The sequence below is a fragment of the Bacillus sp. CPT56D-587-MTF genome (assembly GCF_058792335.1).
Genome location: NZ_JBYTEF010000001.1, coordinates 5,563,431 through 5,579,610 on the forward strand (window position 1 = coordinate 5,563,431; position 16,180 = coordinate 5,579,610).

The window sequence follows — 16,180 nt, forward strand, 5'->3', positions numbered from 1 at the left end:
ACAGTATGCCACAAAATGTAAGCAAACTGTTGCGAGGAGACCCTTATGTACGATAAAATAAGGTACATGAAGAGTTACAGCAAGTGTTTGCCTAGTTATGGTAGGCGGACGGTTAATAAAGTGTGTCACCACTTTATTAACACGCTGTGCTCTTTTATTTTTTGTTAGTTTTATTTTGAATTTTTGAGGTAACAAATTGGTCACAAATAACTAGAAAAGTGTTGCCATTTATAAAATCAGGTAAAGCACAAAACAGCGTAATATAGCTGTTTGTTGCGCTTTTAGGTAATTTAAGTTTTATAGATAGTAGAAGAGTATATTCCATCGCATCTTATGAATGCGGAAGTGACGGCGGATATTATGACACTAGAGATGGAACCAGATACTCTTAAAAAGGTAGGGAGTATTGGTCAAAGAATGAGAGAGCATCTAGCGAGTAATATGGAATGGTATTTAAAATATGTAGAAGAACATGCAGAGAAAAAAAGTTTTCCATATCACCCTAATTTCGGTGTTACAAAAGAAGAGTATGAGTTTGTACTAAATGCAATTGATCAAAGTAAATTGGTTAATACAAAAGATGGAAAGCTGAAATTTAAGAAAAAAAATGATCATGAAGTAGAGATTTTTTCAAGTGAAAGTATAAAGCTCCTTAAATATGTAGTTATTAATACGAAGAAGAATACAGTAAAAACATCTCTAGGCGAATGTGAATATTTTGGAGAAATACTGGCGTCACCAGAACAGAAGTTAACTGGTCCTTGGCACGGAAAACAATGGATGTTAAAAAAAGATGATTTAATATATATATTTTCTTTAGGGAAAATGGAAGCAGAAAATAAATCAATTATTGATATTTCGGTGAAAGGTAAATATAAGGGGGAAATTATTAATAAGGAAGAGGCATTAGAGTTTTCTTCAGTTTCTTAAATGATGATAATAAAAAAATCACCTTGCTGTCTAAGCAAAGGTGATTTTTTATTAAATAAACAATCCAGCGATTGTCGCAGATAAAATAGAAGCAAGTGTTGATGCAAATAGCATTTTCCAACCAAATTTAGAAACAACGCTTCCTTGCTTTTCAGAAAGGGCACGGATTGTACCAACGATTGCACCAATTTGGCTAATACTTGCGAAGCTAATTAAGAATACTGTAACGATTCCAACTGTACGTGGAGCTAATGTTGTAGCTGTGTCTTTTAAATCAAGGATTGCTACAAACTCATTTAAAACAATCTTCGTACCCATAATACCACCAGCTGGGATAATATCTTGAGTTGGAATACCCATTAAGAATGCGAATGGAGAAAGTACGTAACCGAAGATTTGTTGTAAAGTAACAGCATGTCCCATTGCGCCTGAAGCTGCACTAATTACGTAGTTTACAACTTCCATCACACCGATAAAGGCGATCATTAATGCGGCAACGATACCAGCTACTTTTAAACCATCAAGCGCACCGTTAATCATTGCGCCGATAAAGCTGTCTCCGAATAGAGTTCTATCAAATTTCTGAATCACTTCATCTTCTTTCTTCGTATCAACTGGTGTTAATAACGAACAAACGATTAAGCTTGAGAATAAGTTTAGCGGAAGAGCTGCCAGTACGTATTTTGCATCTAACATCATTACGTATGATGCTGTAACAGAAGCAGAAACGGAGCTCATCGCAGAACAACAAATGATAAACATACGGTTTTTATTGAAATGCTGTAAATCGTTTTTAATAACGATTAACGCTTCACTTGAACCGAAGAATACAGAGTTTACTGCGTGGAATGACTCAACACGTGGTAAACCAGTAATTTTTGAAATAGCACCGCCGACAACGCGAACGATGAATGGTAAAACACCTAAATAACTAAAGATTGAAAGTAGTGCTGAGAAAAATACGATAATTAATAATACGTTTAAGAAAAAGACAAAATCTCTGTGAATTCCATTAAAGAGAAAATCGACACCTGTCGTACCAAGTTTAATTAGTTTGTTGAAAACTTTACTAATGAAAATAATGATTTGTTGACCAATCTTTGTAGCAAACATAAACCAACCGATTAAAATTTGGAAACCAATCATAATTGCAATTGCACGGAAGTTGATTTTACTTTTGTTGTTTGACAAAGCAAAACATAAACCTAACACGGCAATAATACCGATAATGCTCATTACATATTGCATGTAGTTGCCCCTTTCAGAAGTTCGTATAAAGTTTGTACATAAAACGCTCGTTATATTACTAAAAATAAAGGAATGAGGTTTTATGTCATACGTAAGATGTCTGACCTTTTAGAAAAATAAAAATAAAAAAAGACCCATATGGATTCACTTTCATCTATGAGAGAAAGCTAATCAATATGAGTCCTTTTTTGCGCATAGGCTAATATTCATTAGTTTTCCCCATAGTCCAGCAATTTAAGGTTGCCGGGTAGAAACTCTCGATCCATATTATCAAGTATATATGAGGTAACATCGTCCGTATTAAATTAGTAGTAGCGTAACATTAACAGAGAAGTATCGTCAATAGCTTTTTTTCTTCCAATAGAAAAAGACCATATAAGTATGATAAAATGTAACGCAGTGTTATGAAAAAGAGAGGTCGGAAAATGAGTACTAAAATGACGCCACCAGTTGAGAAAAACGAGTTTATAGATGTAGTATTTGAAGATTTAACACATGATGGTGCCGGTGTTACGAAAGTAAAGGGCTATCCTATTTTCGTTAAAAACGGATTACCAGGTGAAGAAGCGCAAATTAAAATTATTAAAGTGAAGAAAAACTTCGCATTTGGTCGTTTAATGAAGCTTCATACAGAAAGTCCATATCGTAAAGATGCTGAATGCCCAGTATATAATCAGTGCGGCGGTTGTCAGCTTCAGCACTTAACTTATGAAGGACAATTACAAGCGAAAGAAAAACAAGTACGTGACGTTATGCAGCGTATCGGAGGACTAGCTGATGTTCCTGTTCATCCTGTACTTGGCATGAAGAATCCGTGGGTATACCGTAATAAAGCACAAGTACCAATCGGAGAACGTGAAGGCGGACTTGTAGCTGGTTTTTATCGCCAAGGAACGCATGACATCATTAATATGGAATCATGCTTAATTCAGGCAGAAGAAAACGATACATTAATCCAAGAAGTAAAACGTATTTGTGAAAAGCACGGTATCACTGCGTACAACGAAGAGCGTAACAAAGGAACACTTCGTCACGTAATGGCTCGTTACGGACAAGTAACAGGGGAAATTATGCTTGTCTTCATTACGCGTACAGCAGAATTGCCGAACAAAAAAGCAATTATTGAAGAAATTGCAGCGAAATTCCCAGAAGTAAAATCAATTGTTCAAAACGTAAATACGAAGCGTACGAATGTAATTTTCGGAGACAAAACGACAGTACTGTACGGATCAGAATACATTTATGACTTTATCGGTGACATTAAATTTGCGATTTCAGCACGTTCATTCTATCAAGTAAACCCAGAGCAAACGAAAGTGCTTTACGATAAAACGTTAGAATACGCAAAATTAAATGGTAACGAAACAGTAATCGATGCCTATTGCGGCATCGGATCAATCTCGTTATTCCTAGCGCAAAAAGCGAAAAAAGTGTACGGCGTTGAAATCGTCCCAGAAGCAATCGAAGACGCAAACCGAAACGCAGCACTAAACAACATGACAAACGCTGAATTTGGCGTAGGAGAAGCTGAAGTAGTTATTCCAAAATGGTACAAAGAAGGCGTAATCGCCGACATAATGGTCGTAGACCCACCGCGTAAAGGCTGTGACGAAGCATTACTAAACACAATCATCGACATGAAGCCAAACCGCGTCGTATACGTATCGTGTAACCCAGCAACATTAGCACGTGATTTAAAAGTACTAGAAGAAGGCGGATATAAAACACAGGAAGTACAGCCTGTTGATATGTTCCCGCATACGACGCATGTGGAGTGTGTGGCTTGGCTTAAGTTGGTATAAATAAAAGTAGGTGGTAGCGAGAATCTATAAAAGATTCTCGCTGTACTGTCTGCTTTTATTTCAATTCTTTTAATGAGACGGTGTAATATTTCTGGGGTCAAAACATTAATATGTGAATAATTCTCTAGTTTTTTGATGTTGTCGTTTCTGGCTGTTCTTGAAACGTCATCTGCGGTTCTAACTCTCTAATTCTAATTTAGCATTAGATACCCCTTTTAAGCTGCCCTTATTTTGTTACACTACTATTCTGTAATCTTCTCAAGAAATCATTCCATCAGCTAAGAATCGAATAAGGGTTATGTTGTCTCATTCGTATGATTCTTTGCTTTTTGCATGCAAGACGAGTGTGAAATTAATAAATTAAGATCGTTTTATTTAGAGATTTAAGGTTTTGTGTGGTCCATATAAGTTTTATGGGAATAATTTAGCAACATTCTATGACGATTTTAAAGTAAGGGGGATTTTCCTTGAGTTTGAATAGTGAAAAATTTTAAATGAAAAGCACAAAAGAAAATGAGCTGTATACATAATTTTTAGAGTTTAAAGATACTTATCAATGAAGTTTTAAATATATCAAATGTTTTAGTTAGTCCTAATTTTTATTAAAGGGTTTTCTTATGCTAAAATTGTTAATAATAATATTAAATGACCTTAAGGGAGCTAAGTATGAAAAAGAAGAGGAGATCATTAATCGAATTTAATAAAACTATGTCACAAAGCTATTTAGTTGAAGAAAGTATTAATGGACAATTTGGCATCGGAGAAGAAGATGAGGGTAACAATTTATCCTATATTCCAGAAGAAGAGAGGGAAGTTTTTATAGATAGGGCTCAATTATCTATTTTCGAGTTACATCGTAGATGCCGGAGAGGAGATATTATTCTCCAGCCATCGTATCAGAGAAAAGATGTATGGACTAAACCCAAAAAATCAAAACTTATTGAATCAGTTCTAAGGAATATACCTGTTCCTTCTATTTATTTTGCAGAAACAAGAGAAGGTAGATGGGAAGTAGTAGATGGTCAACAGCGCCTGACATCTTTCTTTGAGTTTTTAGATAATCAATATCCTTTATCACAGTTACCTGTATTAGCGCAATTTGAAAAAAAATACTTTAAGGATTTAGACAGTTACCAAAGAAAGATTGAAGATTACCAGTTGCATATATTTATTATTAAGAAGGAATCACATCCAGATATTCGATTTGATATATTTGAGAGAATTAATGAAGGTGCGACCCAATTAAATGCTCAAGAGCTTAGAAATAGTATATACAGAGGCATCCGGGTAAAATTATTAATAAGATTATCTAAAAATCCAAATTTTATTAAATTAGTGAAGGGTAATTTACAGGAAAAAAGGTTAAAACATCAAGAAGCTGTATTAAGATTTATTTCTTTCTATATTAAAGGACCTGGTGGGTACAATGGCAACTTAAATTCATTTTTAAATAGTACACTTGATGAAAACTTAATAAATGAGCAGAATATTGAGGAACTTGAAAATGTGCTTAATGTTACAATGAGCACAATTTATGAAGTTTTTGGAAAAGATGCATTTATTAAAGCTAATTCTCAAATTAAGAGAATAAATATGTCTCTTTTTGATATTTTATCGTATTCTTTTGCAATTTATGAAGCTGGTGTAATACTCGATCATAAAGAAGAAATTGTAAAAGGATTAAATATATTAATCCAAAAGGACGATGAATTTAGACGTTCTATCACATCGAATACACTAACTAAGAAGAATGTTACTTATAGATTTAATAAGTGGTTGGAATTTTTCGAGAAAATATTGAATGGAGAAAATTACTATGATCAAACATTTTGAAGTGAAAAATTTTAAATGTCATGAAGAGAATAATCATTTTGAATTGCCAGGTATAACAATTGTTTCAGGAACTAACAATTCTGGTAAATCCTCTTTATTACAGTCTATTTATTTATTAACTCAAACAAAATCCAAAGGTTATTCTATATTAGCTGTAAATGAAGAATTAAAATTAGGGAGTTTTTCAGATATACTTAGCAAAAATCAACCAAATACCGAAACAATTGAGCTGTCTTTTACCTTTGAAGAGAAAGTCTTAAAAAAATATAATGTTGAGGAATTAATTGTTAATTTAGCTTATAAAAATCCGAGTGACTTTTCGAAAATCAAAATACCCTATTTTGAATCAAATCCAGTTTTATATTTCATGGAGATATATTTTAAAAAAGAAGGTGAAGAATTAGACACCATTACCTTGGAAATTGTAGATGAAATAACTCCAAATATATTGTATAAAATAGAAGGAAAAGAGGATGCTGGTTTTTGTAAAATTAATGGAATAGTGCCTGAACCTATCATATATAGAGCTCCTAATGAAGAAGAAAGGATAATTTGTTCACCTACTTTAGATAAAATTAGGGGCTTTTTGAGATTAATTAATAATGAAAATATAAAATATATAAAGGCTTTCAGATTAGATGATTATATAGAAGGCGGTACATCTTTAAAAAATAATTTAGGTTTATCGGGTGAATATACCGCTGAAGTAATTCATAAGTATTGGAATAATCCGGCTGATTTCCATAGTGAGACAGGGATGGAAGCTTTAACGTTTTCTAGGGTTTTTGATCAATGGATCAATAAACTGTTAGGTGATAATTATAAAATACGCTCTAATTCATTAGATAAAGATAGATTTAAAATTACTATACAAGAAATCAAAAGTGGGAATGAGTTCACTTTGAATCAGGTAGGATTTGGAATTTCTCAAATTCTTCCGCTTATTACGCTTTTATTGACAAGTAAAAGAGATGAGATAATTTTAATTGAGAATCCAGAGGTGCACCTTCATCCTAAATTACAATCCTTGTTTGTAGACTTATGTATTTTCGTTTTAGAGAACGGAAGGAAGTTAGTGATAGAAACGCACAGTGAACATATTATTAATAGATTACGGTATAATGTTAAGAGAACTCCGGTTTTATTAGAAAAAATTAATATTTTATTTTTTGAAAAAGAGGATGCTAGTATAATTTACTCGGATATAGAAATAACAAAAGAAGGTAGATTGGCTTATTGGCCTACAAACTTTTTTGATCAAACATATAATGATTTATTAGGATTGATAGAAGAATGAGTAGCTTTTATTTAAATCATAGTGTCTTAGCGTGTCAAAAAGAAGAACAAGAAGTAAAAATTAAATTAAAAGAAATTGTCGAATTGATAAGCTACTTAAAAATGGAAAAATTTCAAGTGTTCGTTTTTTCTAACTTATGGGATGTTTCAGTTTTAGGAGGCACTCTGAGGTCCTTTTTACACAGTATGCCTAATCAGGAAGAGGCAAAACTAATAATGCTAGGTCTTGTAAATACTGGTCCTTTCTATTATGAGGACGTAGCTAGTAAATCTTTAATTATGACTCCAATTGTAACAAGTAATAGCTTCGTATATAAATTATTAACTATTTGCTTTAATGAAAAACATTCATTAATAGTATCCTTGAAAGAAGAGAAAGATTTAATTGCGAGGAAGTATCATATTTCTGAAGATTATCATTCCCATGAGGTAGATAATTATATTGGTAAAGATGAATTACCAGCATATTTTGAGTCTATAGATAGACCTAATAACATAGATGATGTATTTAGAAAGGTCTCTGAAAAGAGAAGCAACATTGTAATCTTAGGGTGTGTCTAAAAACTATTTCTATGGTAGGATTACCTCAAACCATTTAGAGAGAGGTATTTTCTATGACGCCACGCCGCTACGAACTTACAAATGAACAATGGGAACAAATCAAAGACTTTTTCCCACCGTATTCTACTGGTCGTCCGCCTAAAAGAAGTAATCGTGAAATGTTCAATGCTATTTTATGGATAGCTAGGAGCGGCGCTCCCTGGCGTGATTTGCCGGACCATTACGGCTTATGGAAAACCGTGTATGCTCGCTTCTGCAAATGGCGTGATGAAGGTGTCCTACTGACCATTTTTCAAGAATTAAATGCTGAACCGGATTTTGAAAATCTCAGCATAGATTCAACCAGTATCAAAGCGCATCAACATAGTGCTGGTGCAAAAAAAAGGCCATAAATCATGAGTTTCATCAGCATATTGGCATGAGTCGCGGTGGAAAAACTACCAAAATCCATACAATTGTTGATGGTTTAGGCAACCCCATTTTATTTCATTTGACTGGCGGAAATATTTTTGATAGCACTCCAGTTTGCGAGCTTTTGGATGAAATACCAATTAAGGGCAGCAATATTCTTGGTGACAAAGCCTATGGTTCTCATACGATTCGTAACTATATTACCAATCATGAAGCAACCTATACCATTCCACCCAGATCAAATGCGAAAGCTCCTTGGAATGTGGATTGGTATTTATATAAAGAACGCCATTTAGTGGAGTGTTTTTTCAATAAAATCAAGCATTTCCGTAGAATCGCAACACGGTATGATAAGCTGGCATCTTCTTTTTTAGCCTTTGTGTATATCGCTGCCATTTTTCGATTAACACAATGAACAACAGTTTTTAGACACACCCTAGATAAAGCAAAAAAAAGTGCTAGGCAACATAACTTTCAAGGTAGATTTTTGGATGTAATGAATGGCTTATTGGCTCTAGCAGACATAGAGTTAAATTTATTATTAGAAGATGTGTCTGATGAAGAGAGGAAGAAAATCTTTTTGGATGAAACTAAGCTTAAGATCTCAGGTGAATCTGATGAAACATTGAAGGTTCGTAAATATAAAGCCGAAAGAGAATGTGTTATCCCAGGATTAGGGAAAGAGGTGTTTGCATGGCATGTGAAAATTGGTAACAAAACTAGGATTCATTATTATATTGATAAAGATACTCAGCGAGTATACATAGGGCATTGTGGTAAACATCTTGGTACAGTTTCCCACAATTCTTAATTAATCAGTTGAGTTGCATTTTTATGCCTAGTTTTTTTAAACGTGAGTATTAAAATCGCTTATCTTAATCCCATTTTAAAACTCACTTGTACAGCGCGAATGTACTATTTCATCCTAGTTTGACTTTTGTAGATAATTAAATTAATAAATTCAATGATAATAATTGATTACGAGAGGTAAAATATATTAATTGTAAGTGGATAAGAACATATCTTTTAATAAGTATTTATTAGAATTTATAATTGGAATATTTATATTTTATAATTTATAATTTATAAAAAAAGAGGCAATTAAACTTCGGTGGAATTGCCTTTTATGTTCCTTTAAATTTAATAAAATGAGGGATATCTATGTCGAAAATTCAACCTGAAAAGTATTATGAAGCTTGTATTACTCATCATTTAGTTAGCCATTTTGAGTATATGCTAGATAAAAAAATCTATCCTTTTAGTATCAGTCAGATTGAAGAAAAAATAGAAGGGTATGATTTTGGTTACAAAGTATCACAAAAATCATTCTTTATACAATATAAAAAACCTTACAGATTAATCCCAGAAGATACATATCATTGGAAGATTGACATAGAACAACTTCGAACAATTAATAGCAGTACAAATGGTATTAATACATATGATGCACTACCATCTTTTTGGGATGCTATGGACTGGTATGAGGCCTTGGATAATACATTTTTCATTGGTGCTCTAAGTTTAGAAAATCAAATAAAGAAAATAAATGAGGGGAAAATTGTAAAAACGACTTCAATTAGTGTAGAGAAAATTCGACTTGATAATTGGAAGAAGATAAGCCATATTTTTATACAATCTTTGAATAACGTAGCTGTGGATAAAACTGATATAAATTATGGCATTGATACTATATTAAGAAATTAGGTGAAGATGCTAAAGTTTCTACATGGTTGTATATTTTGGAGGGAGACTGATGAAATATAAAAATTTTGAGGTTTTAGGTAGTTATAGTTTAAGAGATGGTGGCTATATAAATTTTTCTATGGGGAAAAATTTGGAGTTAGGTACAGAGATAAATACTTATATACATGAACTGTTCCATATGCATCTTACTAATTGCTCAAATTTAGGCTTCTTATTACTCTTATTTGAAAAAGAGTGTAACCTTGCCTTAGAGGAACTGGATAAATCACATTATAATAAAATTCGGGAGTTGTCTACAATTATTTTTAACCGTACAGTCAATGTGCAAGAGATTTATGCTAATAATCAAGAATTACTGTGGATTGAAAAAAATATTAATTTGGAAATTAAGAAAGAGTTTTTTGAGCGTAAACCTAAATATTATCAAAAATACTGTAGTAAGATGAATATCATCACTAATAATCAGAATCTAAATAACGAAGAAAAAAGATATTGGATTGAGAGAATATGTTTACACTCATTGAATATACAAATTTATTCAGATGAGTTTCTAAATTCTTTAAAGTCTAAAAAGAATTTAAGTGAGTATTTTTCTAAGGAAAATCACCCCGATACAAGACTTGATAAAGCTTTAGAAAAGTATTCAAGAAATGAAAACTTTGAGGAAACCATTGAGATAAAGTTACATAAGTGTGTTTTTTAGAATGAAAGATATGGGTATAATTAAATATTTAAACAAAAAAATAAACGAATTTAAAAATACAGAAAATATTTCTTGGTGTGGGGATATTTTGGGTGAAATAAGTATGAAAGAATTTATCCAGTTAAATCAAAAAAAATGGATGAAAAAGTGAGGTTATTTGATTTTAACAATTTTCCAGTAATAAAAGTCGAAAATATATCTAATTATATAGATTTAGGTGTTTTCGCTATCAAGAATTGTAAAAATATAATTGATAAGGAGAATTTCTATTTTATAACGGGAGCATTAATTGAGTCAACGCCATCATATGTAAGCGATGAAGCTCCACTGGAATTCTTAAATAGCCATGAAATTAAAGTCATAGGTATATCAAGTGATGAATTTGACATACCTAAAATGAGACCTACCTATATAGAGGTCAATCACGCTCCGATAGTTGTGTTAATAGATAGTTATAGTAATGCTAGAGAGATAATTAATAAGATTGTAATGGAGGGGGAGTTGTATATAGGGGATCTTTATGATCAAAGCACGAAAAATTTTTCTACAACTTTATTTTTTAGAGAAAGAACGAAACCAAGAGTGATTTTTATTTTTCCGACTTTGAAAAAATTATCTATTAGGTTAATGAAAGATTTAGGGATAGAGAGACAGTTAGTATATTCAGATAACGAAAAATTCACCAAAATACTATCTTTATTTGGAAGCGAATTAGAAATGTTAAAATTCGCTAAATGGATATTTAGCTTTATTATGAAAAGTAGCTGTAGATTTACAGTTTTAGAAGATCCTGCAACAAAAATGATCTTTAATTTAACTAGATCGTTATTTAATGATGTTATGAAAATTAGAATTCCAGATTATTATAATCAGTGGGCAGCTCTTCCAACTAAAAAAACTGTTGGGAGCCATATTATGCTTTAATGGAATTTGAAAATAGAGAAAATACAGGTTTTTTTAAAACTATTAATCAAAATGCTTTGATTTTTTTCCTTGATAAAAATAGCGCTTTGAATTATAGAAAAAGGTTACTAAAAATGGATTCGGGATTTTCCAGATTAGAGGTAGTAGGAATAGATAGGCATTATTGGAATGCGGCTAAAAAGCATTTTAAAGAAATAAATATAAATATTTTCATATGCTTGGATGCAATACAAAATTTAGGTGAATTTGTAGATTTTCAAAAATTGGATAAAATAATAAATGATTAAATATTTACAGATTTATTGTTTTGTGAAGGCGAGTTAGTACACTATACATTTTATTTATAAAAATACGACGCAGAAACAGTTTTAGTTATAGTAAACATTGTAGCTTTTCACAAATTATATATGCCAAAATACATTTGTGTTTGATAATAAGTTATTAGGCATGATATAAGTGTAACATCGGGCTTTATATTTTTTATTGAGAGTTTGAAATTGCATTCATATTGAGAGGATTTGAATTTGAAATGATAGATAATTTTTGGCGTGATTTACCACGACCATTTTTTGTACTTGCACCAATGGAAGATGTGACAGACGTTGTTTTCCGTCACGTAGTAAGTGAAGCTGGTCGCCCGGACGTATTCTTCACAGAGTTCACAAACTCGGATAGCTATTGTCATCCAGAAGGTATGAAAAGTGTACGTGGCCGTTTAATTTTTACAGAAGATGAACAACCGATTGTGGCACATATTTGGGGAGATAATCCTGAATATTTCCGTCAAATGAGTATTGGCATGGCAGAGCTAGGATTTAAAGGTATTGATATTAATATGGGTTGCCCAGTACCGAATGTAGCATCGAGAGGAAAAGGTAGTGGCCTTATTCTACGTCCAGATGTTGCGGCAGAACTTATTCAAGCCGCAAAAGCGGGCGGACTACCTGTAAGTGTAAAAACGCGACTTGGCTTTAAAGAGTTAAGTGAGTGGGAAGAGTGGTTAACACATATTTTCGAACAAGATATTGCAAATCTTTCTATTCATTTACGCACAAGAGAAGAAATGAGCCAAGTAGATGCGCATTGGGAACTAATTCCGGAAATCAAAAAATTACGTGACCGTATCGCACCAAATACGTTAATAACAATCAATGGAGACATTCCTGATCGTCAAACTGGGTTGGAACTTGCTGAAAAATACGGCATTGATGGCGTTATGATTGGACGAGGTATCTTTAAAAATCCGTTCGCTTTTGAAAAAGAGCCGAGAGAGCATAGCAGTAAAGAACACCTTGATCTTCTAAGACTACAGCTTGATCTTCAAGATCAATATGCAGAAGTACTACCACGTTCAATTACAGGACTTCATCGCTTTTTCAAAATTTATGTAAAAGGCTTCCCTGGAGCTGCTGAACTAAGAAATCAATTGATGAGCACGAAATCAACTGATGAAGTGCGTGCGTTGTTGGATAAGTTTGAGGCTAGTGTTGGTGAGGTTGAGGGTAGTGAAATGGTGTAACTCCCCTGAAGATAGAGGGGAATAGATGGTATTAATTTGTGGGTAGTTGTTTAGTTTAGTTTTAAATTCTTTTGCAGAAGGAAACTTTTATTTTGATAAAGTTTGTTTTTTGAAAGAAAAAGGTTTAAGAATGTAATAAAACCATTAATATCTTACACTCTGCATAGGTGGGAGTGGAGGGCTTGGTTTGAAATAAATAGCTGAAAAGGTAAGGCATCGTTATCGGTGCCTTACCTTTTTATTTTAGGTAAATTGAAGAGGGATATTAGAATTAATTTGAGTTGTATTTATTGAAACCATTCTGCTATTTTTAGGGGTATCGTTATGATAAAATATTAAGAAATCTAATTTTATAAATAGAGGTGGATAATGTATCATTTATCAGAATTTAAAGAACAATTAGGCGTGTATTGGGATTTAATAACGTTATTTTTAGGGGCGGTCTTAGGAATAATGATTCCAGCTATGTATAAACAAATATGTCATTACTATAAAAGATTAAGAGTAAAATTAAAATTGAAAAATTTGGCTGGAATAGAGGATTTAAATATTTTAAAGATAAGCAGTGCGAATCCTTACTATGGGAATAATGATATAAATATTAATGTTGGTGAAAGGTGTTTATATATTGGATTTCCAAAAAAATTGTTAGATCAGGTTTTAAAACACGATGAAAAGTTCGAGATACATGCAGATTGCTCATTTGATGGATCAAAGATGTTTGAAGATGTTATAAAACAGACTGGAATTTCTGATTTGAATGCTCTTATCGAGAAACATAAGGATATTGTTGCACAACAGTTTGTTAATCAAGAGGAAGGATGCTTGTTTAATAGACCTAAATTTGGAGTTTATAATATGAACACAGATCAGCGTAAGGGCTATGAGGAAGTACCGGAAGTGAAAATGGAGTTGTTTCATACGGATTATTTTACTCATCGGGTTGTTAGATCAATTTATGGTGAATTAAAAGAGCGTGGAGATATGATTTTAGATTTAGACCAAGAAAATATGAAAGAAGGCTTGAAAAAATATAATTTCTTTACAACTTCATTGGGGATTAATGCCTTTGTTATAAGTGATTCTAAAGATGGGGAAAGTATTATTTTTAGCAAACGTGCCCAAGGAGCTGCGTATTCTGAAAATGCTTATAAATATAACTCTACGGTTATGGAGGGGATATCCCAAACAGATTACAATTCGTATGAGGTATCTTTGAAGAAAGCATTAGAGCGAGGAGTCTACGAGGAATTGGGGATATCCTCTAGTCTTTGGGATAAGTTTGAAGCGGACTATAGATTTTTTGACGTTTTCTTGGAGAAAAATTACTTTGAAATTGGAATAACAGCTTCTGTTAGATTAAATACTTTATTTGAAGAATCGATTAAAGATTTACCTGGTCAGGATAAAGAATTAGAAATAGGTAAATTAGTGGCTATACCAAAGCGTAAAAGAGAATTAGAGAAATTTATAAATGAAAATGATATATATAATCAGGGGTTATTTACTTTGAAAATGATTTGTGCGAGAGACTTATTGTTTTTGATGTTGAAAAGAAAGTCTTAAAATTTTAAAGGGTTAACTATAGAGGAGAAGAGAGATTTATTGTATTAATAAATTTCTATATAAAAGATAGGCATATGTTGTAGAGTGCCTACCTTTTATATAGTGAGTAATTTTTCGCTATTCAAGGTTTGTATACTTCCACAAGCATTAATCCACTCAAGACTACAAAACCTCCCCCTAAAATGTTAAAGTAGTAACTTGACGACATTCATTTACACATGCTAAAAGCATTACTATAATCAACTTTTCAGGAGGAAACACAATGGCAATGAGCAACAACGATATATTAAAAAGAGTAAGGTACGCTTTAGATATAAGAGATATAGATATGGTAGAAATCTTTAAACTTGGTGGTATGGAAGTAACGAAAGAAGACGTAGTTGATATGCTTACAAAAATAAAGAGAGCACCTCAGCATGAATCTGAAAATGATGATGTAATCGAAGATGAGTACGTATTAACATGCGACATGATGATGTTAGAGGCATTTTTCAATGGATTTATTACTTTAAAAAGAGGGAAGCAAGATCCGAAACCAGGACAACCGGCACCTGTACAAAGCAAAGAGAGTGCGAATAACCTTCTTCTAAAGAAAATGAAAATTGCACTATCTTTAACGAGTGAGGATGTACTTGATATATTAGATAGCGTAGGCGTTACGGTAACAAAGGGAGAACTAGGTGCCCTATTAAGAAAAAAAGGCCATAAAAATTACAAAGAGTGCGGCGATAGATACGCAAGGAATTTCATTAAGGGATTAGGTGTAAAGTATAGAGGGTAATGAGTCCGATGAAGCGGTAAATGATATAATAGGTAGAGTAGGGCGTTTGTGTCCTATTCTTTTTTATTTGTAAAATAATACACTAGGTGATGAAATGGTACATACATATTTAGGTGAAACAATTAATTTTCATATAACTTATAAGAAGAAAAAGTCGGTGCGTCTTTTTGTAGATTCGTACGGAAATGTGGAAGTGCAGGCTCCGAAAGGTACGCCTGTTGAATACTTAGTCCAGTTGCTAGAGGAGAAGTGGGATTGGATTCAGAAAACACGTAAGGAAATGCAGGAGCGAGCGCTTGGACCACAGGAAAAGGATTATGATCAAGGAGAGGGCTTTCTGTATTTAGGAAATACGTATCCGATACAGATCTCCCAAGATACAAGTATTACACAAGACAATGCAGTGTTTGAAGGGAATAAGCTACATATTTATGTGAAAGAGCTTAAGGATGAGGAAATACAACAAGCATTAAAACGATTTTACTATAAGCAGTGTAAGTCATTAGTAGAGAAAAGTATTAAAGTGCATCAAAGTAACTTCAAAACAAAACCACGTTCTATTCGTATTACAGATAGTAGTCGTACGTGGGGAACTTGTGATTCAAATTTACAGCTAACATTCAATTGGAAGCTAGCGATGGCACCACAGCGAGTAATTGATTATGTAGTTGTTCATGAAATGTGCCATATGGTTCATTTAAATCATGATCGCTCTTTTTGGCGTCTTGTCGGGAAGATAATGCCCGATTATAAGGAAATGGAGAATTGGTTAGCGTTATCTAGTTGGAAGATGACGGTTTAGTAGGAGTTCCCAGCCCGAGGTATTGTGTAAATGAATATTATTATTTGAATCATATAGAGTTATTAATTTTCAGTGCATTGTGATATTATCAAGAATATAA

Annotated in this window: 17 protein-coding genes and 1 riboswitch; of the genes, 16 read left to right on the forward strand and 1 reads right to left on the reverse strand. The window is 32.7% G+C overall.

Annotated elements, in window-relative coordinates:
• Window positions 1-333: 333 nt before the first annotated feature.
• Window positions 334-930, forward strand: coding sequence for a hypothetical protein (locus AC3WVZ_RS28780; RefSeq protein WP_233935766.1), 597 nt, complete (start codon window positions 334-336; stop codon window positions 928-930).
• Window positions 931-981: 51 nt separating this feature from the next.
• On the opposite strand, the gene AC3WVZ_RS28785 is transcribed toward AC3WVZ_RS28780, so the two are convergent.
• Window positions 982-2,178, reverse strand: coding sequence for a NupC/NupG family nucleoside CNT transporter (locus tag AC3WVZ_RS28785; protein ID WP_001200484.1), 1,197 nt, complete (start codon window positions 2,176-2,178; stop codon window positions 982-984).
• A 202-nt stretch (window positions 2,179-2,380) separates the two neighbouring features.
• Window positions 2,381-2,482: riboswitch (purine riboswitch) on the reverse strand.
• Between the two features lie 121 nt (window positions 2,483-2,603).
• Here AC3WVZ_RS28785 and rlmD point away from each other — a divergent pair.
• From rlmD to AC3WVZ_RS28860, 15 genes are all read left to right on the forward strand, one after another.
• Complete coding sequence (gene rlmD, locus AC3WVZ_RS28790) at window positions 2,604-3,980, forward strand: 23S rRNA (uracil(1939)-C(5))-methyltransferase RlmD (protein WP_233935767.1); 1,377 nt, start codon at window positions 2,604-2,606, stop codon at window positions 3,978-3,980.
• A gap of 666 nt (window positions 3,981-4,646) precedes the next feature.
• Window positions 4,647-5,813, forward strand: coding sequence for a DUF262 domain-containing protein (locus AC3WVZ_RS28795; protein ID WP_161945244.1), 1,167 nt, complete (start codon window positions 4,647-4,649; stop codon window positions 5,811-5,813).
• A complete protein-coding gene (locus AC3WVZ_RS28800) occupies window positions 5,797-7,110 on the forward strand; it encodes a DUF3696 domain-containing protein (RefSeq protein WP_161945243.1) in 1,314 nt (437 codons plus the stop codon). The genes AC3WVZ_RS28795 and AC3WVZ_RS28800 overlap by 17 nt, the downstream gene beginning before the upstream one ends.
• Window positions 7,107-7,670 (forward strand): hypothetical protein, encoded by a 564-nt coding sequence (locus AC3WVZ_RS28805; protein WP_233935768.1) that lies wholly within the window; start codon window positions 7,107-7,109, stop codon window positions 7,668-7,670. The genes AC3WVZ_RS28800 and AC3WVZ_RS28805 overlap by 4 nt, the downstream gene beginning before the upstream one ends.
• A 53-nt stretch (window positions 7,671-7,723) precedes the next feature.
• A protein-coding gene (locus AC3WVZ_RS28810) for an IS5 family transposase (RefSeq protein ID WP_425594293.1) occupies window positions 7,724-8,496 on the forward strand; the annotation gives its coding sequence in 2 pieces (ribosomal slippage) (window positions 7,724-8,054 and window positions 8,054-8,496; 774 coding nt in all).
• Window positions 8,497-8,568: 72 nt separating this feature from the next.
• Window positions 8,569-8,892, forward strand: a complete 324-nt coding sequence (locus AC3WVZ_RS28815; protein WP_233935769.1) for a hypothetical protein — start codon at window positions 8,569-8,571, stop codon at window positions 8,890-8,892.
• Between the two features lie 350 nt (window positions 8,893-9,242).
• Window positions 9,243-9,785: a hypothetical protein gene (locus AC3WVZ_RS28820; RefSeq protein WP_233935770.1), complete on the forward strand. Its 543-nt coding sequence runs from the start codon at window positions 9,243-9,245 to the stop codon at window positions 9,783-9,785.
• A gap of 49 nt (window positions 9,786-9,834) precedes the next feature.
• Window positions 9,835-10,488 (forward strand): hypothetical protein, encoded by a 654-nt coding sequence (locus tag AC3WVZ_RS28825; protein WP_233935771.1) that lies wholly within the window; start codon window positions 9,835-9,837, stop codon window positions 10,486-10,488.
• Window position 10,489: 1 nt separating this feature from the next.
• The gene (locus AC3WVZ_RS28830) at window positions 10,490-10,639 is read left to right on the forward strand and encodes a hypothetical protein (RefSeq protein WP_233935772.1); all 150 of its coding nucleotides are present in this window, start codon (window positions 10,490-10,492) and stop codon (window positions 10,637-10,639) included.
• The gene (locus AC3WVZ_RS28835; protein ID WP_233935773.1) at window positions 10,636-11,412 is read left to right on the forward strand and encodes a hypothetical protein; all 777 of its coding nucleotides are present in this window, start codon (window positions 10,636-10,638) and stop codon (window positions 11,410-11,412) included. The genes AC3WVZ_RS28830 and AC3WVZ_RS28835 overlap by 4 nt, the downstream gene beginning before the upstream one ends.
• Window positions 11,412-11,699, forward strand: a complete 288-nt coding sequence (locus AC3WVZ_RS28840; RefSeq protein WP_233935774.1) for a hypothetical protein — start codon at window positions 11,412-11,414, stop codon at window positions 11,697-11,699. The genes AC3WVZ_RS28835 and AC3WVZ_RS28840 overlap by 1 nt, the downstream gene beginning before the upstream one ends.
• Before the next feature lie 242 nt (window positions 11,700-11,941).
• Window positions 11,942-12,931 carry a tRNA dihydrouridine synthase gene (locus AC3WVZ_RS28845; RefSeq protein WP_100651562.1) on the forward strand — a complete coding sequence of 330 codons (990 nt, stop codon included), beginning with the start codon at window positions 11,942-11,944 and terminating at the stop codon, window positions 12,929-12,931.
• A 369-nt stretch (window positions 12,932-13,300) separates the two neighbouring features.
• Window positions 13,301-14,497, forward strand: coding sequence for a hypothetical protein (locus AC3WVZ_RS28850; RefSeq protein ID WP_100651560.1), 1,197 nt, complete (start codon window positions 13,301-13,303; stop codon window positions 14,495-14,497).
• A gap of 262 nt (window positions 14,498-14,759) precedes the next feature.
• Window positions 14,760-15,278 carry a YehS family protein gene (locus tag AC3WVZ_RS28855; RefSeq protein WP_100651558.1) on the forward strand — a complete coding sequence of 173 codons (519 nt, stop codon included), beginning with the start codon at window positions 14,760-14,762 and terminating at the stop codon, window positions 15,276-15,278.
• 94 nt (window positions 15,279-15,372) lie between these two features.
• Window positions 15,373-16,080 carry a M48 family metallopeptidase gene (locus tag AC3WVZ_RS28860; RefSeq protein ID WP_233935775.1) on the forward strand — a complete coding sequence of 236 codons (708 nt, stop codon included), beginning with the start codon at window positions 15,373-15,375 and terminating at the stop codon, window positions 16,078-16,080.
• Window positions 16,081-16,180: the final 100 nt, after the last annotated feature.